General features: G+C 69.5%; 19 protein-coding genes and 1 tRNA gene. 6 read left to right on the forward strand and 14 right to left on the reverse strand.

Annotated features, from left to right (window positions below; translation table 11 throughout):
* Positions 1-214: 214 nt before the first annotated feature.
* Positions 215-299: transfer RNA gene (locus tag AB0N16_RS32530), tRNA-Leu, on the forward strand.
* Between the two features lie 43 nt (positions 300-342).
* Here AB0N16_RS32530 and rdgB read toward each other — a convergent pair.
* From rdgB to AB0N16_RS32550, 4 genes are all read right to left on the reverse strand, one after another.
* On the reverse strand, positions 343-948 hold the full coding sequence (gene rdgB, locus AB0N16_RS32535) for an RdgB/HAM1 family non-canonical purine NTP pyrophosphatase (protein WP_365802977.1): 606 nt from the start codon (positions 946-948) through the stop codon (positions 343-345).
* A gap of 33 nt (positions 949-981) precedes the next feature.
* Positions 982-1392 (reverse strand): hypothetical protein, encoded by a 411-nt coding sequence (locus tag AB0N16_RS32540; protein WP_365802979.1) that lies wholly within the window; start codon positions 1390-1392, stop codon positions 982-984.
* A gap of 130 nt (positions 1393-1522) precedes the next feature.
* The gene (rph, locus tag AB0N16_RS32545; RefSeq protein WP_365802981.1) at positions 1523-2263 is read right to left on the reverse strand and encodes a ribonuclease PH; all 741 of its coding nucleotides are present in this window, start codon (positions 2261-2263) and stop codon (positions 1523-1525) included.
* A gap of 77 nt (positions 2264-2340) precedes the next feature.
* Complete coding sequence (locus AB0N16_RS32550) at positions 2341-2574, reverse strand: PTS glucose/sucrose transporter subunit IIB (RefSeq protein ID WP_365802983.1); 234 nt, start codon at positions 2572-2574, stop codon at positions 2341-2343.
* A gap of 189 nt (positions 2575-2763) precedes the next feature.
* On the opposite strand from AB0N16_RS32550, the gene AB0N16_RS32555 reads away from it, so the two are divergent.
* Complete coding sequence (locus AB0N16_RS32555; RefSeq protein ID WP_365802985.1) at positions 2764-4062, forward strand: PTS transporter subunit EIIC; 1299 nt, start codon at positions 2764-2766, stop codon at positions 4060-4062.
* A 131-nt stretch (positions 4063-4193) separates the two neighbouring features.
* On the forward strand, positions 4194-5441 hold the full coding sequence (locus AB0N16_RS32560; protein ID WP_365802987.1) for a PTS transporter subunit EIIC: 1248 nt from the start codon (positions 4194-4196) through the stop codon (positions 5439-5441).
* A gap of 87 nt (positions 5442-5528) precedes the next feature.
* On the opposite strand, the gene AB0N16_RS32565 is transcribed toward AB0N16_RS32560, so the two are convergent.
* Entirely contained in the window at positions 5529-6281 is a 753-nt protein-coding gene (locus AB0N16_RS32565; RefSeq protein ID WP_365802989.1) for an MBL fold metallo-hydrolase, read from the reverse strand.
* Between the two features lie 239 nt (positions 6282-6520).
* On the opposite strand from AB0N16_RS32565, the gene AB0N16_RS32570 reads away from it, so the two are divergent.
* Positions 6521-6979 (forward strand): type II toxin-antitoxin system PemK/MazF family toxin, encoded by a 459-nt coding sequence (locus AB0N16_RS32570; RefSeq protein WP_365802991.1) that lies wholly within the window; start codon positions 6521-6523, stop codon positions 6977-6979.
* A gap of 3 nt (positions 6980-6982) precedes the next feature.
* Here AB0N16_RS32570 and AB0N16_RS32575 read toward each other — a convergent pair whose 3' ends face one another.
* The 9 genes from AB0N16_RS32575 to clpS form a co-directional block, all read right to left on the reverse strand.
* Positions 6983-7495: a hypothetical protein gene (locus tag AB0N16_RS32575; RefSeq protein WP_365802993.1), complete on the reverse strand. Its 513-nt coding sequence runs from the start codon at positions 7493-7495 to the stop codon at positions 6983-6985.
* Between the two features lie 122 nt (positions 7496-7617).
* On the reverse strand, positions 7618-9684 hold the full coding sequence (locus AB0N16_RS32580; RefSeq protein ID WP_365802995.1) for a putative Ig domain-containing protein: 2067 nt from the start codon (positions 9682-9684) through the stop codon (positions 7618-7620).
* A gap of 248 nt (positions 9685-9932) precedes the next feature.
* Positions 9933-10883 carry a cysteine synthase gene (locus AB0N16_RS32585; protein ID WP_365802997.1) on the reverse strand — a complete coding sequence of 317 codons (951 nt, stop codon included), beginning with the start codon at positions 10881-10883 and terminating at the stop codon, positions 9933-9935.
* A 7-nt stretch (positions 10884-10890) separates the two neighbouring features.
* The gene (locus tag AB0N16_RS32590; protein WP_365802999.1) at positions 10891-11169 is read right to left on the reverse strand and encodes a MoaD/ThiS family protein; all 279 of its coding nucleotides are present in this window, start codon (positions 11167-11169) and stop codon (positions 10891-10893) included.
* A gap of 87 nt (positions 11170-11256) precedes the next feature.
* Positions 11257-11352: a putative leader peptide gene (locus AB0N16_RS32595; RefSeq protein ID WP_362576941.1), complete on the reverse strand. Its 96-nt coding sequence runs from the start codon at positions 11350-11352 to the stop codon at positions 11257-11259.
* 268 nt (positions 11353-11620) lie between these two features.
* Positions 11621-12043 carry a M67 family metallopeptidase gene (locus AB0N16_RS32600; protein ID WP_365803002.1) on the reverse strand — a complete coding sequence of 141 codons (423 nt, stop codon included), beginning with the start codon at positions 12041-12043 and terminating at the stop codon, positions 11621-11623.
* Between the two features lie 134 nt (positions 12044-12177).
* On the reverse strand, positions 12178-13617 hold the full coding sequence (locus tag AB0N16_RS32605) for an amino acid permease (protein WP_365803004.1): 1440 nt from the start codon (positions 13615-13617) through the stop codon (positions 12178-12180).
* A 331-nt stretch (positions 13618-13948) separates the two neighbouring features.
* Positions 13949-14554, reverse strand: coding sequence for a DUF2017 domain-containing protein (locus AB0N16_RS32610; protein ID WP_365803006.1), 606 nt, complete (start codon positions 14552-14554; stop codon positions 13949-13951).
* Between the two features lie 67 nt (positions 14555-14621).
* Positions 14622-14939: an ATP-dependent Clp protease adapter ClpS gene (gene clpS / locus AB0N16_RS32615; RefSeq protein ID WP_351701234.1), complete on the reverse strand. Its 318-nt coding sequence runs from the start codon at positions 14937-14939 to the stop codon at positions 14622-14624.
* Positions 14940-14996: 57 nt separating this feature from the next.
* Between clpS and AB0N16_RS32620 the strand changes: the two genes are divergently transcribed.
* Together AB0N16_RS32620 and AB0N16_RS32625 are read left to right on the forward strand one after the other, a co-directional pair.
* A complete protein-coding gene (locus AB0N16_RS32620) occupies positions 14997-16343 on the forward strand; it encodes a nicotinate phosphoribosyltransferase (protein ID WP_365803008.1) in 1347 nt (448 codons plus the stop codon).
* A gap of 148 nt (positions 16344-16491) precedes the next feature.
* Positions 16492-17076 (forward strand): isochorismatase family protein, encoded by a 585-nt coding sequence (locus AB0N16_RS32625; protein ID WP_365803010.1) that lies wholly within the window; start codon positions 16492-16494, stop codon positions 17074-17076.
* The last annotated feature ends 51 nt before the right edge of the window (positions 17077-17127 follow it).

Genomic DNA, 17127 nt, shown 5'->3' on the forward strand with positions numbered 1-17127 from the left:
CACCGACGGCCCGCACCGGGAGCGACCCGGCGCGGGCCGTTTGTCGATCACATCAGCGGAGAGCGGCGCGACAACCGAGGGACCACCTGCGGTCGCCATGCCCGAACTGCCATACGGTCACGGCCACCTGGTGCCGAGGAGGCGCACGTCGAAAGGCGTAGCCCCGTACACTGGGCGAAGCAAAACGGCAGCTCTAGAGAATGTCCGTTTTGGGGCGGTCGTGGCGAAATAGGCGATACGCGCGGGTTTTAGGTGCCCGTGGGAGAAATCCCGTGTGGGTTCGAGTCCCACCGGCCGCACCCAGCAGAGGGCCGCCCGTCCGGGCGGCCCCTCTCTCGCTCCTCAGCCCAACAGCTCCCGCACCACCGGCACCAGCCCCCGGAACGCCTTCCCCCGGTGGCTGATCGCGTTCTTCTCCTCCGGGCTCAGTTCCGCGCACGTCCTCGTCTCGCCCTCCGGCTGGAGGATCGGGTCGTAGCCGAAGCCGTTCGTGCCGGACGGGGTGTGGCGGAGGGTGCCCCGCAGTTGGCCCTCGACCACACGTTCCGTGCCGTCCGGCAGCGCCAGTGCCGCCGCGCAGGCGAAGTGGGCGCCCCGGTGTTCGTCGGCGATGTCCGAGAGCTGGGCCAGGAGGAGGTCCAGGTTGGCCTTGTCGTCGCCGTGGCGGCCGGCCCAGCGGGCGGAGAAGATGCCGGGGGCGCCGTTCAGGACGTCCACGCAGAGGCCGGAGTCGTCGGCCACCGCGGGGAGGCCGGTGGCCTGGGCGAGGGCGTGGGCCTTGAGCAACGCGTTCTCGGCGAAGGTGACGCCCGTCTCCTTGACGTCGGGGATGTCGGGATACGCGTCGGCGCCCACCAGCTCGTGGGTCAGCCCCGCCTCGGCGAGGATGGCGCGGAGTTCGGTGATTTTCCCGGCGTTGCGGGTGGCGAGGATCAGGCGGGTCGTCATGACACGCAGTATCCCAAGGGCCCGGCGGGCGGGTTACGGCGTGCAGACCTTGGTCAGTTCGCCGGCCGCGTCGGTGACCGGGGTGACGTCGGGGGTCGAGTCGCCGTTCCTGATGGCCGTGCGGACGTTGTCCACGGCCTTGTCGAGGTCGTCGACGGCCTTGTTGACGTCGGCGTCGTCGGTCCTGTCGCCGATCTTCTTCAGGTTGCTCTGGATGGAGTCGAGGGAGGCGTCGGCCTGGGTGGGGTCGTTCGCCGCGTTCTCCACGGCCTGCTGGAGGTCGGTGACGCTGTCGGCGATGGAGTCGGCGGTCTGTACGCAGTCCAGGGCCTTGTTCACGGCGTCGCAGCCGGTGAGCAGGGCGGCGGCGAGTGCGGTGGTCGCGGCTACGGCGGCGAGGGCGGTGCTGCGGCCTCGGTGTCCTCGGCGTCGGCTGGCGGCCATGACGGTGTTCCCCTCCCGTTGTGTACGACTGGCCGAGCGCACGGTTGTTCACGCCGTGCGCCCGTACCTATGGGGACGCGGGGCCGCCCGCCCTGGTTGCCCTGTCGTACCTCGGGTTTTTGGGTTCCCTTTACTTTGCGGTGAGGGTGGCTTCGAGCGCGGCCCGCTGGATCGCGGCGAGATCGTTGCAGCCGGCGACGGCGAGGTCGAGGAGGGCGTCGAGTTCGTCACGGGCGAAGGGTTCGGCCTCGGCGGTGCCCTGGACCTCGACGAAGCGGCCGTCGCCGGTGCAGACGACGTTCATGTCGGTCTCGGCCTTGACGTCCTCCTCGTAGCAGAGGTCGAGGAGGGGGACCTTGCCGACGATGCCGACGGAGACGGCCGAGACCGTGCCGGTCAGGGGCTGGCGGCCGGCCTTGACGAGCTTGCGCTCCTTCGCCCAGGTGACGGCGTCGGCGAGCGCCACGTACGCGCCGGTGATCGCCGCGGTGCGGGTGCCGCCGTCGGCCTGGAGGACGTCGCAGTCGAGGACGATGGTGTTCTCGCCGAGGGCCTTGTAGTCGATGACCGCGCGCAGGGAGCGGCCGATGAGGCGGGAGATCTCGTGGGTGCGGCCGCCGATCTTGCCCTTGACGGACTCGCGGTCGCCGCGGGTGTTGGTGGCGCGGGGGAGCATGGAGTACTCCGCGGTGACCCAGCCCTCGCCGCTGCCCTTGCGCCAGCGGGGGACGCCTTCGGTGACGGAGGCGGTGCAGAAGACCTTGGTGTCGCCGAAGGAGACGAGGACGGAGCCCTCGGCGTGCTTGCTCCAGCCGCGTTCGATGGTGACCGGGCGGAGTTGTTCGGGGGTGCGGCCGTCGATTCGAGACATGGCCATGAGCCTATCGGGAGCGGCGGAAGGGGCTCGTCCCGAGGCGGGAGGAGCCCCTTCGGGGTGAGCGGAGAGCCTTACATCATGTCCTCGATCTCCGCGGCGATCGGGTCGGCGTCGGTACCGATGACGACCTGGATGGCGTTGCCCATCTTGACGACGCCGTGGGCTCCAGCGGCTTTCAGGGCGGCGTCGTCGACCTTCGAGGCGTCGTGCACCTCGGTGCGCAGCCGGGTGATGCAGCCTTCGATCTCGTCGATGTTCTCGATTCCGCCGAGGCCGGCGACGATCTTCTCAGCCTTGCTGGCCATGTTCCTTCTCCCTGATCCGAACCGCTTTGTCGCAGTAACCCACAGTTGGCCCAACTTTTCGAGCGGCCGTGCCGCGCCTGCCGAATGATGGCGAGCACTGCGGCGGAACCGTCGTCAACTGGTCTACACCAGCGGGCGGGCGGTCGCCAAACCCCTGCGGTGGAGCCGAGCGGCCCGGAGGACGCGCCCATGACTGCCGAGAGCGCCGACAGCACGGCCGGTCCCGCGCGGGAGCGGTGGAACGCCCTTTTCCAGGGGTTGCAAAAAATGGGTCGGAGCCTGCAGTTGCCGATCGCGGTGCTGCCGGCGGCGGGGATCCTCAACCGGCTGGGGCAGCCTGATGTGTTCGGCGACCAGGGTCTTGGCTGGACGGTCGTCTCCCAGGTGATGAAGGGGGCGGGCGGCGCGCTGCTCGACGGGTCGATCGGGCTTCCGTTGCTGTTCTGTGTCGGGGTTGCGATCGGGATGGCGAAGAAGGCGGACGGGTCGACGGCGTTGGCGGCGGTGGCGGGGTTCCTCGTCTACTACGGGGTGCTGCATCAGTTCCCGGAGGACTGTCCGGGCGGGTCCAGGACGCTGCCGGGGATCGGCTGCCAGGTGCGGGACGGCTCGGTGTCGACGTTCACGTTCCAGAACCCCGGTGTCTTCGGCGGGATCGCGATGGGGTTGCTGGCGGCCTACTTCTGGGCCCGTTTCCATCGCACGAGGCTGGTGGACTGGCTCGGGTTCTTCAACGGGCGGCGGCTGGTGCCGATCATGATGTCGTTCGTCGCGATCGTCTTCGCGGTGCTGTGCCTGTGGGTGTGGCCGCCGGTCGGTGCCGGGCTGGAGAGTTTCAGCCACTGGCTGCGGGAGGCGGGTGCGGGGGGTGCGGGGGTGTTCGGGCTCGCGAACCGGGCGTTGCTCGTCATCGGTCTGCACCAGTTCCTGAACGTGCCCATCTGGTTCCAGTTCGGCAGTTACACCACGCCCGACGGGCAGACGGTGCACGGGGACATCAACATGTTCCTGGCGGGCGATCCGCATGCGGGCCAGTTCACCTCGGGGTTCTTCCCGATCATGATGTTCGCGTTGCCGGCGGCCGCGCTCGCCATGACGCACTGTGCGAAGCCGCACCGGCGCAAGGAGATCGGCGGTCTGATGCTGTCGGTGGCGCTGACGTCGTTCGTCACGGGGATCACCGAGCCGCTCGAGTACTCGTTCCTCTTCATCGCCCCGTTGCTGTACGCGGTGCACGCGCTGCTGACGGGGGTGTCGATGGCGGTGACGTGGGGGCTCGGGGTGCACGACGGGTTCAGTTTCTCGGCGGGGCTCATCGACTACGTCATCAACTGGAACCTGGCGACCAGGCCTTGGGCCATCATCCCGATCGGGCTGTGCTTCGCGGCCGTCTACTACGTGATCTTCCGGTTCGCCATCACGAGGTTCGACCTGAAGACGCCGGGAAGGGAGCCGGAGGACGAAGTGGAGGACGTCACCAAGGTCTGAGGGACGGTCCACGCATGGCGTACAAAGCGTAGTTCTCCGGTTGCGGAATTGACGGGTTCCTTATAACGCCCCCATCGTGTACAACAGGTCTACACCACTGAGTGGTGTAGACCACCACCGATGGAGGAAGTATGACAACCGCCACCGCGACGGCGGCCCCCACAAAGAAGTGGGGATCCGGTCTGTTCCAGGGCCTGCAGAAGGTCGGCCGCAGCCTTCAGCTCCCGATCGCCGTGCTGCCGGCGGCGGGCCTGCTGCTCCGCTTCGGTCAGCAGGACATCCACGACAAGCTGCATCTGCCCGACAAGGTCACCGCGGTGTTCGCGACGGCCGGTGGCGCGATCTTCGACAACCTCCCGATGCTGTTCTGCATCGGTGTCGCGATCGGCTTCGCCAAGAAGTCGGACGGTTCCACCGCGCTGGCCGCCCTGGTCGGCTTCCTGGTCTACAGCAATGTTCTCAAGGCGTTCCCGGTCACCGAGGCGAAGGTCCAGGCCGGCGCGGACATAGCCGCGACCTACAACAACCCCGGTGTGCTGGGCGGCCTGGTGATGGGTCTGCTGAGCGCGGTGGTCTGGCAGCGCTTCCACCGGACCAGGCTGGTGGACTGGCTCGGCTTCTTCAACGGCCGCCGGCTCGTCCCGATCATCATGGCCTTCGTCGGCACGGTCATGGGTGTCTTCTTCGGCCTGATCTGGGAGCCCATCGGTAACGGCATCTCCGACTTCGGCGAGTGGATCACCGGTCTCGGCGCCTTCGGTGCCGGTCTGTTCGGTCTGATCAACCGCGCGCTGATCCCGGTCGGCATGCACCAGTTCGTGAACACCGTCTCCTGGTTCCAGATCGGCGACTTCAAGGACGCGTCCGGCCAGATCGTCCACGGTGACCTCACCCGGTTCTTCGCCGGTGACCCGACGGCCGGTCAGTTCATGTCCGGCTTCTTCCCCATCATGATGTTCGGCCTGCCGGCCGCCGCACTCGCCATCGCGCACACCGCCCGCCCGGAGCGCCGCGCGGCCGTGATGGGCATGATGATGTCGATGGCGCTGACCTCGTTCGTGACCGGTGTGACCGAGCCGATCGAGTTCACCTTCATGTTCATCGCGCCGCTGCTGTACGCGATCCACGCGGTGCTCACCGCGCTGTCCATGGCGATCACCTGGGCGCTCGGGGTGCACGCGGGCTTCACCTTCTCCGCGGGCGTGATCGACTACGCGCTCAACTGGAACCTGGCGACCAAGCCCTGGCTGATCATCCCGATCGGCCTGGTGTTCGGAGCGATCTACTACTTCGTCTTCCGCTTCGCCATCGTCAGGTTCAACCTCCCCACCCCGGGCCGCGAGCCCGAGGAGGAGATCGAGGACCTCACGAAGGCGTGAGTCCGGCCCCGGCATGACGAGGCCCCTGCAGCCCGGCGGCTGCGGGGGCCTTCGTCGTACCCGCACCTCGTCGTGGTGGTGCGTCGGTCAGATCTCGTACGTCACCCTGGGCGCCGCCAGGTCCACCGGGCCGTCGAAGACCTCGCGGGCGTCGGCGAGGTTGACGGCGGGGTCGGTCCATGGGGGGATGTGGGTGAGGAGCAGGCGGCGGGCGCCTGCGCGGGCGGCGGCCTCGCCCGCCTCGCGGCCGTTGAGGTGCAGGTCCGGGATGTTCTCCTTGCCGTGCGTGAAGGCCGCCTCGCACAGGAACAGGTCGGTGTCCCGGGCCAGCGAGTCGAGCGCGTCCGTGACGCCCGTGTCGCCCGAGTACGTCAGGGACTTCCCGGCGTGTTCGACGCGGATGCCGTAGGCCTCCACGGGGTGGCGGACCCGCTCGGTGTGGACCGTGAAGGGGCCGAGGTCGAACGTGGACGGCTTGACCGTGTGAAAGTCGAAGACCTCGCTCATCGAGGAGGCGGTGGGGGTGTCGGCGTAGGCCGTGGTGAGGCGGTGCTCGGTGCCCTCGGGGCCGAAGACCGGGATCGGGGGGCACGGGCCGCCGTCGTGGCGGTAGTAGCGCGCCACGAAGTAGGCGCACATGTCGATGCAGTGATCGGCGTGCAGATGGCTCAGGAAGATCGCGTCGAGGTCGTAGAGACCGCAGTGGCGCTGCAGCTCGCCCAGGGCGCCGTTGCCCATGTCGAGAAGCAGCCGGAAGCCGTCGGCCTCTACGAGGTAGCTCGAGCAGGCCGATTCCGCGGACGGGAACGACCCCGAGCAGCCGACGACGGTGAGCTTCATGAAGCAGAAACCTCCGTTGGCGGAACACCCGGAACGACCGGGAACTTGAGTCGGAGAACAGAGAGGTGAGCGGGGTCGTGCGGTTTGTCGAGCGTAAGGCGCAAAAGGGCCGGTCGCTCCTCCGCCAGGGGCCGTTGTGGGCGAACTCACCTGTGCTGTCACCGGTTCGGCTGGACCGGGGGCGCATAAGGATCGTGCAAGGGCGCGCGTCGATTATCTCGCGCCGGTAACGTCGTCGTATGGACACGTCATGGTGGCTCGCGCTCGCGGCAGTCGTCCTGCTGGCGCTGGTCGCCACGCTCGTGGACGGGTGGGGCCGGGGGCACCGCCCGCGCGGGCACCGCACCCGCCCGCCGGGATATCCGCGCGGCCCGCGCGTGCAGACCGGCCGGCCGCATCCGGGGGACATCTGGTGGGCCAACGTGCCCTACGAGGACGGCCCGGCCACCAAGGACCGGCCCTGTCTGGTGCTCGCGGTGCGCGGCAACCACGCGACCGTCGCCAAGATCACCAGCAAGTACCACGACGAGCGGGCCGGGGTGATCCCGCTGCCGCCGGGCTCGGTCGGGGACGCCCAGGGCCGGCCGAGCTTCCTGGAGACGGACGAGCTGCGCGAGGTCTCGGTGTGGGAGTTCCGGCGCCGGGTGGGCGTGGTCGACCCGGTGCTGTGGGACCAGGTGCGGCACCTGGCCCCCTGAGGGTCACTTCACCCTTACGGTGACCTGCCATTCCTGGATGCCCTTGCAGGAGACCCCGCCGGGCGCGGTGGGCTCGGCACACAGCGGGCGGGTGGCGGAGAGCGTCACGGTCCCTGCGGCGGCCGCCTGGTAGGCGGCTCCGGCGTCGCCGCCGCGCAGCATGATCCCGTAGTTCATGGGCTTCAGGGCGGCCGTGTCGCCGCCCGTGGTGATCTTCTTCCAGGGGCGCTGCTCGGAGCCGGTCAGGGTGACCCGGAAGGTGCCGTCCTGGGCCAGGCAGAAGGTACGGCCGCTGTCGGCGGTGGTGAGTTCCGAGGTCAGGGGCGTGCAGCCGGCGGAGGAGCCACTGGCAGAGGGGGTGGGTGTCGAGGTCGCGGTCGGGGTCGGGGTGGGTGTCGGTTTCGGGGACACCGCACCGCTGCCCTTGTCGCCGCCCCCGCTCTGGGAGCCGCAGCCGGCCAGCAGGAGCAGGCTCGCCGCGGCGAGAGCCGCGCGGTGGAACGTCGTACGGCGCATGAGGTGTCCGCCTTTCCGTCGGGGTACGGACCCTTGGTGCCGATATGACGTATCCCCCTGTCATACGGATCCCGCACCCGGACGGCTTCCGGGTGCGGGATCGGGTCAGTTCACGGGCGGGGTCAGCCGGTCGTGACGGCGGTGTCGTCGACGACGAAGCTGGTCTGGAGCGAGGAGTCCTCGACACCGCTGAACTTCAGGGTGACGGTCGAGCCCGCGTAGGAGCCGAGGCTGAAGGACTTCTGCACGTACCCGGTGGCCGCGTTGAGGTTGGAGTAGGTGGCCAGGGTGGTCGAACCGGCGGTGACCGTCAGCTTGTCGTACTGGGTGCTGGTGCTGGTCTCGGCCGTGTCGACGTGCAGGTAGAAGGTGAAGGTGGTGGCGGTGCAGCCGGCCGGGATCGTCACCGACTGGGAGAGCGTGTCGGTGTGGGTGGAGCCGTAACCGTCGAGCCAGGCCTTGTAGGAGCCGGCGTGGGCCGCCTCGCCGGTGTCGTTGGTGATGACTCCGCTGGAGGCGGTCCAGGTGGTGTTGCCCGACTCGAAGCCCGGGTTGCCGAGCAGCTGGGACGAGGTGCAGGTGCCGCCGCCGCTGGTGCTGACGGTCCAGGTGAAGGAGGCGGAGCCGGAGGCGCCGGTGGAGTCGGTCGCGGTGACGGTGGTGCTGTACGTGCCCGCGGTGGACGCCGTACCGGAGATCAGGCCGGTGGAGCTGGAGATGGACAGGCCGGTGGGCAGGCCGGAGGCGCTGTAGGTGAGGGTCGCGCCCGCGCTGTCGGAGGCCGAGATCTGCAGGCTGACCGAGCTGCCGGTGGCGGTGGACTGGCTGCCGGGGTTGGTGACGGTCACCGTGTTGCCGGTGGTGGTGCCGGAGGTGAAGGCGGCGGTGCCGTTCGGGGTGCCCCAGCCGGTCGGGCCGTCGTAGCCGGTGCCGGCGGTGCAGAAGTAGGACGTCGAGCAGGAGCCGTTGTTGCCGCTGGTGACGTCGTACAGGTTGCCGGTGTGCGAGTACGGGTACTTCGCCGGGTAGTCGCTGGAGCCCGGGGTGCCCGCGAGGGCGTACACACCGGCGATGATCGGCGAGGAGGCGCTCGTGCCGCCGTAGACCGCCCAGCCGGAGCCGCCGTAGGTGTCGTAGACCGCCACGCCGGTGGCCGGGTCGGCGACCGCGGAGACGTCGGACTCCATGCGCTTGGTGCAGCCGGTGTCGGTCTGCCAGCTCGGCTTGGCGTCGTAGGCGGAGCAGCCGGAGCCGGTGCCCTCGGAGGAGCTGGTCTTCCACACCGACTCGGTCCAGCCGCGGGTGCTGGAGGAGGTGGAGAGCGCGGTGCCGCCGACGGCGGTCACGTACTGGGAGGTCGCCGGGTACTCGGCGCCGTAGTCCTCGTCACCGGCGGAGACGGTGATCGCGACGCCCGGGTGCTTGAAGTACGAGGTGTCCTCGCTGGTCTGCGAGGAGGACTCGGAGCCGCCCCAGCTGTTGGAGACGAACTTGGCGCCGAGCGCGACGGCCTCGTTCTCGGCGGTGCCGAGGTCGGAGTCGGTGGCGGAGTTGGCCTCGACGAGGATGATGTTGCAGTTCGGGCAGACCGCGCTGACCATGTCGATGTCGAGCGCTTCCTCACCGGCCCAGCCGGAGTCGTTCGACGGCAGCGAGGTCGTCGAACCGGTCTGACTGACCTGCTTGAAGCAGCCGTTGGCGACCGTGCACGCGGACAGGCCGTAGGTGGAGCGGTAAGTGGCCAGGTCGGAGGCCGCGTTGGGGTCGTTGTAGGCGTCGACCACGGCAACGGTCAGGCCGGAGCCGCCCGTCGAGGGCAGGTTGTAGGCGCTGTGCAGGTTCGAGGGGCTCAGGCCGGAGGGGGCGGCGGCGAGCGCGGAGGCCAGCCGCTGCTTGATGTCGGTCCGGCGCTGCGCGAAGCAGGAGACCTGGCCGGCCTTGGTGGCGGTGGCGCACAGGTGCTTGGTGGGCACCTTCTGGCCGGCCTTGCCGGTGCTGTGCACGGCCTGGCGGGCGGGGTCGGTGAGGGCCTTGGCGTTCTGGGTGACCTTGGTGGTGGCGTGGGGTGCCACGACCGCGGGCTGGGCGGCCCCGGCGGTGGGTGCCGCGACGAATCCGGAGACGGCGAGAGCTAGGGCAGGGAAGGCGACGGTCAGGAGTCTTCGCAGGCTCCGTCGTGATTCACGCATGGGGGTACTGCCTCCATCGGTGGGGTTACAAGGCAGGCCCGTGACGCGCGTAGCGGCGGCAGAGTGCGCGCAGTCATGAGCATGACATTTCGAACACCCTGCGATGCCTTGACGCATGACATGAACAGGACGGAGGAGAAGCTAGCCGGGTTCGGTGGGGCCCGGTCCCCCCGGAGGAAGATCTTTGCTCCGGCATGGACAGCGCTTAGCCCCCTCATAGGAGGGGGTTGGCGCGTCGATGATGAGCACTATGCCCAGAGCTGACCGTGGAGGGTCTCGATGGCTTCCTCGGTCGTGGCGGCCGTGTAGACCCCGGTCGACAGGTACTTCCAGCCGCCGTCGGCGACGACGAACACGATGTCCGCGCTCTCGCCCGCCTGTACGGCCTTCCTGCCGACGCCGATCGCGGCGTGCAGCGCCGCGCCGGTGGAGACGCCCGCGAAGATGCCCTCCTGCTGGAGGAGTTCCCGGGTCCGGGTCACGGCGTCCGCCGAGCCCACCGAGTAGCGGGTGGTGAGCACGGAGGCGTCGTACAGCTCGGGTACGAAGCCCTCGTCGAGGTTCCTGAGCCCGTACACGAGGTCGTCGTACCGGGGTTCGGCGGCGACGATCTTCACGTCCGGCTTCTGCTCGCGCAGATACCGGCCGACGCCCATGAGGGTGCCGGTGGTGCCGAGCCCGGCGACGAAGTGCGTGACGGAGGGGAGGTCGGCGAGGATCTCCGGGCCGGTCGTCGCGTAGTGGGCCCCCGCGTTGTCCGGGTTGCCGTACTGGTAGAGCATCACCCAGTCCGGGTGCTCGGCGGCGATCTCCTTGGCCACCCGCACGGCGGTGTTGGACCCGCCGGCGGCCGGGCTGGAGATGATCTCCGCGCCCCACATGGCCAGCAGGTCCCGGCGCTCCTGTGAGGTGTTCTCGGGCATCACGCACACCATGCGGTAGCCCTTGAGCTTCGCCGCCATCGCCAGCGAGATGCCGGTGTTGCCGGAGGTCGGCTCCAGGATGGTGCAGCCGGGGGTGAGCCGGCCGTCCTTCTCGGCCTGCTCGATCATGTGCAGGGCGGGGCGGTCCTTGACCGAGCCGGTCGGGTTGCGGTCCTCCAGCTTGGCCCAGATCCGGACGTCGGCGGACGGCGAGAGCCGCGGCAGGCGCACCAGGGGGGTGTTGCCGACCGCGGCCAACGGGGAGTCGTAGCGCATGCCGATCTCAGGCCATGCCGCCGGCGACGGCCGGCAGGATCGTGACGGTGTCGCCGTCGGTCAGCTTGGTCTCGATGCCGTCGACGAAACGGACGTCCTCGTCGTTCAGGTACACGTTGACGAAGCGGCGCAGCTTGCCGTCGTCCACGATGCGGGCGTGGATGCCGGGGTGCCGGGTCTCGAGGTCGGTGAGCAGTTCGGCGAGGGTGCCACCGCTGCCCTCCACCGCCTTCTGGCCGTCGGTGTACTGGCGGAGGATGGTCGGGATGCGGACCTCGATGGCCATGGTTGCGGGCTCCTGTCGGAAAGTCTGGGTGGTTGGGCGCGCACGGCAGCACGCCGCGGCTCATGGCCGTACGGCGGCAGGGAAACGTCAACAGATGGCGCTGTTCAGCCTGCACAGGTCGACGTGCAGCCGCGCCACGAGCAGGGTGCCCGCCGCCTTCTCGCTCACGTCGTAGGAAACCATGGGGTCATCGTATCGATTCCCGGCGCGTGTTCCGGAGTGTGATCCCGGATAATGGACGGATTCCGACCGCACTTTGAGACATGGCCGAGGGTGGCCCCCGTAGGGGCGCGGGGCTGTGCCGATATGCGGCTCCGCGCCGTGGGCGCGACCGGCCCCCCTCCGGCCCGCAGGTGCCCACCGGCCGGTCCGGCACCGCCGAAACCCACCGTCGTAGCCGAGCTCCGCCGCGGCGGAGAAGTTCGTGTGAGCGGCGTAGAAGAGAACCGGATCAGTACGTCTCGACGATCCGGACCTCCTCCTCCGTGACCTCGCCCTCCACGATGCGGAAGGAGCGGAACTGGAAGTCGCCGCCGCCGTCCGTGTCGGCCGTCGAGACCAGGACGTAGTGGGCGGCGGGCTCGTTCGCGTAGCTGATGTCCGTCCGGGACGGGTACGCCTCCGTCGCCGTGTGGGAGTGGTAGATGACCACCGGCTCCTCGTCACGGTCGTCCATCTCGCGGTAGAGCCTGAGGAGGTCGCCGGAGTCGAACTCGTAGAACGTCGGGGACATCGCCGCGTTCAGCATCGGGATGAACCGCTCGGGCCGGTCCGAGCCGGCCGCTCCCGCGATGACGCCGCACGCCTCGTCGGGGTGGTCCTTGCGCGCGTGGGCGACGATCTGGTCGACGAGGGCCTGGGTGATGGTCAGCATGTCGGCCAGGATAAGCAAAGGGCCGCCCCGTACCGAAGGCTGGTACGGGACGGCCCATATGCCGGACGTCCTGAGCGGCTGCCGCAGGGGGCGCCACGAGTGCTCCCCGCGGCGGGACGTCCTGAGGGGGTTGGTCAGCTCGCCTTCTCCAGCCGCGCCGACTCGCGCCGCTCGGCGATCTCCGGGTTGCGGGACTTGAGGACCAGCCAGCCGATGCCGAGCGCGGCGGCCCAGCCGGCCATCACGTACAGGCAGACCCGGGAGTCGCCGTCGTAGGCGATCAGGCAGGTCACGAAGAGCAGGAAGACGATGGCGATCCAGCTGCACACCGCCCCGCCCGGCGCCGGGAAGGAGGACGCGGGCAGCCGGCCGGCGTCGACGGCGCGGCGGTAGAGGACGTGGCTGATCAGGATCATCAGCCAGGTCCAGATGCCGGCCGCGGTGGCGACGGAGGTGACGTAGCCGAACGCCTTCTCCGGGACGATGTAGTTGAGGACCACGCCGATGCCCATGAAGAGCACCGAGACGGTGATGCCGAGCGCCGGTGTCTTCGACGCGGACAGCTTCCGGAACGCGGCCGGGGCCTCGCCGCTGTCGGCCAGGTTCCGCAGCATCCGGCCCGTGGAGTACATGCCGGAGTTGCAGGAGGACAGCGCCGCGGTGAGGACGACGAAGTTGACGATGCCGGCGCCCGCCGGGATGCCGATCTTCGCGAAGGCCGCGACGAACGGGGAGACGCCCGGGGCGAACTCCGTCCACTTCACGACGCAGAGGATGACGGTGAGCGCGCCGACGTAGAAGAGGGCGATGCGCCAGGGGAGGGTGTTGATCGCCTTGGGGAGGGTCTTCTCGGGGTTCTCGGACTCGCCGGCGGTGACGCCGACCAGCTCGACCGCGAGGTAGGCGAACATGACGCCCTGGAGGGTCATCAGGGAGGAGCCGACGCCCTTGGGGAAGAAGCCGTCGAACTGGTAGAGGTTCGCGACCGAGGCCGTGTCACCGGCGCTGCTGAAGCCGAAGGTGAGCACGCCGAGGCCGATCACGATCATGCCGATCAGGGCGGTGACCTTGACCATGGAGAACCAGAACTCCAGCTCTCCGAAGACCTTCACGGAGATCAGGTTGACCCCGAAGAGGATCACCAGGAAGACCAGCGCGGTCACCCACTGGGGGACGGACGGGAACCAGTAGTTGACGTAGATCGCGGCGGCCGTCAGTTCGGCCATGCCGGTGACGACCCACATCAGCCAGTACGTCCAGCCGGTGAAGTAGCCGAAGAACGGGCCGAGGAACTCCCGGGAGTACTCGGCGAAGGAGCCGGAGACCGGGCGGTACAGGAGCAGCTCGCCGAGCGCCCGCATGATGAAGAAGATGATGCCGCCCGCGAGGGCGTACATGAGGATGAGACTGGGTCCGGCCTTGGCGATGTTCGCCCCGGCACCCAGGAAGAGGCCGACGCCGATGGCGCCGCCGATGGCGATCATCTGGACCTGGCGGCTGCCGAGTCCGCGCTCGTACCCCTCTTCCGAGGCTTCGGAGGACTGCTCCGACGTGTCGACCTGAGCGGAGGTCATGTGTGGTGTGCGCCTTTCTCCATGCCGACCCGGGCCTCTGGTCGGCCGCGGATCGGGTTTCGATCCCCCCGGATTGCTGGAGTGGTGCCTGCCCGGCTGTTGCCGGTTCGGTGGCGCACCCGGACGGACACGTGGGTGGTGTCGCCGGGCGGTCGTGAAGATTTATCACGGCCGCAATACTGATCACCGGGTTCCGCCGAGAGGGATTGTGGCGCACACCACTGGAAGAACCGGACAAAGCGCGACCGAAAAGGTCATACCCGGCCGCAACGGTGACTGGATCGTTATCCGGATTTGAGCGTCCTCTGAGCGAACACGAAATCAGGACGGATTACGGCATAAGGGTGGCGACCAGGGTCTCCTGGAGGCCGCCGAGCCACAGATAGGCCATCACCATCGGCTTGCGCTCGTCCTCGTCAGGGAGCCGGTAGAGCAGGTCGGTGTCGTCCTCGTCGGTGATGTCGAGGCGGGAGCCGATGGCGAGGCGCAGGTCGTTGAGGGCACCTAGCCACTGCCGGGACTCCTCGGGCGCCAGCTCGAGGACCGCGCCGCCCTCCCCCACCGGGGCCAGCGCGTCCAGGGAGCGGATCACCGCGAGGGCGCTCTCCCGTTTGCCGGCCCTGAGGTCGTTCTCGGTGTAGCGGCGGAACTCGGCCGAGTGGGCCTGCCGCTCCTCGGCCTCCTGCGAGGAGTCGGGCAGCCGCTCCGGGTCGCTGTACGCGTCCGGGAAGAACCGGCGCAGCACCGGATCGGTGGGCGCCTCGCTCGGGCCCTCGGCGAACAGCTCGGCGAGCGGGTCGTCGGGGGCGTCCTCGGCGGGGCCGGGGCCGATGAGCTCCAGGAGCTGGACGGCCAGCGTCCGGATGATGGAGATCTCGACGTCGTCGAGCGCGACGGCCGCGCCGCCGCCGGGGAGCGGTTCGAAGATTCCTGGCATGGAGGGGATTCGCTGCTTCCGGTGCTGGTCGAGGAGTCTGGCTACGTCCGGTCCGGCCGGCGAGGGGTCATTTCCGGTCCTGCTGGAGGGTGGCCCACAGGCCGTAGCCGTGCATCGCCTGTACGTCGCGCTCCATCTCCTCGCGGCTGCCGCTGGAGACGACCGCCCGGCCCTTGTGATGGACGTCCAGCATGAGCTTGGTGGCCTTGTCCTTGGGATAGCCGAAGTACGTCTGGAAGACGTACGTCACGTAGCTCATGAGGTTGACGGGGTCGTTGTGCACGATCGTCACCCAGGGGACATCGGGCTCGGGTACGGCGAAGACCTCCTCCGCCGACTCGGTGCGTTCGATCTCTACGGGAGCGGGTGACGTCACATGGCCCATGCTGCCACGCGCCCCACAAATCGTCACACTGACGAGATGGGGGTAGCATCTCCAGTCATGAACACAGCGGACCTTGGGCTGCCGGTGGATGTTCCCTCGACGGCGCTCTTCACGGACCAGTACGAACTGACGATGCTGCAGGCCGCGCTGCGGGCCGGTACGGCCGAGCGTCGCAGCGTCTTCGAGGTCTTCACCCGGCGGCTGCCGGAGGGGCGCCGGTACGGCGTCGTGGCGGGCACCGGACGTGTCCTGGACGCCGTGGAGAACTTCCGGTTCGACCCGGACGTCCTCGGCTTCCTGGCCGAGCGGAAGATCGTCGACGAGCCCACCCTGCGCTGGCTCGCCGACTACCGCTTCAGAGGTGACATCTGGGGCTACCCCGAGGGCGAGGTCTACTTCCCCGGCTCGCCGATCATGCGGGTGGAGGGCTCCTTCGCCGAGTGCGTGCTGCTCGAGACCGTGGTTCTCTCCATCCTCAACCACGACTCGGCGATCGCCGCCGCCGCCTCCCGGATGGCCTCGGCCGCGGGCGACCGCCCGCTGATCGAGATGGGCGCCCGCCGCACCCACGAGCTGGCCGCGGTCGCCGCCTCCCGCGCCGCCTACGTCGGGGGTTTCGCGTCCACCTCCGACCTGGCGGCCGGCTTCCGCTACGGCATCCCGACGGTGGGCACCTCCGCCCACGCCTTCACCCTGCTCCACGACCACGAGCGCGACGCCTTCCAGGCCCAGGTCGACTCGCTCGGCAGGGGAACCACCCTGCTGGTCGACACCTACGACGTGGCCGAGGCGGTCCGTACGGCCGTCGAGGTGGCCGGGCCCGAGCTGGGCGCCGTCCGTATCGACTCGGGCGACCTGCTGCTGGTCGCCCACCGGGTCCGGCAGCAGCTGGACGCGCTGGGCGCGCGGGACACCAGGATCACCGTCACCTCCGACCTCGACGAGTACGCCATCGCCTCGCTGGCCGCGGCGCCCGTGGACGCGTACGGCGTCGGCACCCAGCTGGTGACCGGCTCCGGGCACCCCACCTGCTCCATGGTCTACAAGCTGGTCGCCCGCGCCGAGTCCGCCGACCCGAAGGCCCCGCTGCTGCCGGTCGCCAAGAAGTCGTCCAGCGGCAAGACGTCCGTGGGCGGCCGCAAGTGGGCGGCGCGGCGGCTGGACGCCGACGGGGTGGCGGAGGCGGAGGTCATCGGCACCGGGGAGGTGCCGGCCGGCCTGGTCGACCAGCGACTGCTGGTCGAACTGGTGAAGTCCGGCCAGGTGGTCGCCCGCGAGCCCCTGGACGCGCCCCGCGCACGCCATAGGGCGGCCAAAGCCAATCTGCCCCTCTCCGCGACCCAGCTCTCCCGTGGTGAAGCGGTCATTCCGACGGAGTACGTCCAGGGGCGCTCGGGTAGCTAGAGCGGGTGCCCGCGTACGCGCCCCGCGAAGCCCCCTCCCCTACGCCCCCGTAAGTCTCTACGCTCGGAGGTCCAGGCCGGGCCCGCACCCCTTTTTTCTGCGTCTCCCCCCTCGACAGACCCGCTCCCGACTGCGAAGGACACCGACCATGCGCCGCGCCTTGATCGTCGTTGACGTGCAGAACGACTTCTGTGAGGGGGGCAGCCTCGCGGTGGCGGGCGGCGCCGACGTGGCCGCCGCGGTCACGGAGCTGATCGGGCAGGCGCCCGCCGGCTACCGCCACGTGGTGGCGACCCGCGACCACCACATCGCGCCGGGCGGCCACTTCGCGGACAACCCCGACTACGTGCACAGCTGGCCGGCGCACTGCGTGGCCGGCACGGAGGGCGTCGGCTTCCATCCGAACTTCGCCCCGGCGGTCGCCTCCGGCGCGGTGGACGCGGTGTTCAGCAAGGGCGCGTACTCGGCCGCCTACAGCGGCTTCGAGGGCACGGACGAGAACGGGGTCCCGCTGGCCGACTGGCTCCGCGCCCGGGAGATCACCGAGGTGGACATCGTCGGGATCGCCACGGACCACTGCGTGCGGGCCACCGCGCTGGACGCCGCGAAGGAGGGTTTCCGCACCCAGGTCCTCCTGGGCCTCACGGCAGGGGTGGCCGAGGAGACGACGGAACGGGCCCTGGAGGAGATGCGCGAGGCGGGCGTGGAGCTGACGGGCAAGCCGGTGGTCTAGGGACCGCTCACGCGTCGCGTTCTCCGCCGCCGCCTCGGCGACGAGCCGCGA

The sequence above is a fragment of the Streptomyces sp. NPDC051105 genome, assembly GCF_040682795.1.
Lineage (GTDB): Bacteria > Actinomycetota > Actinomycetes > Streptomycetales > Streptomycetaceae > Streptomyces.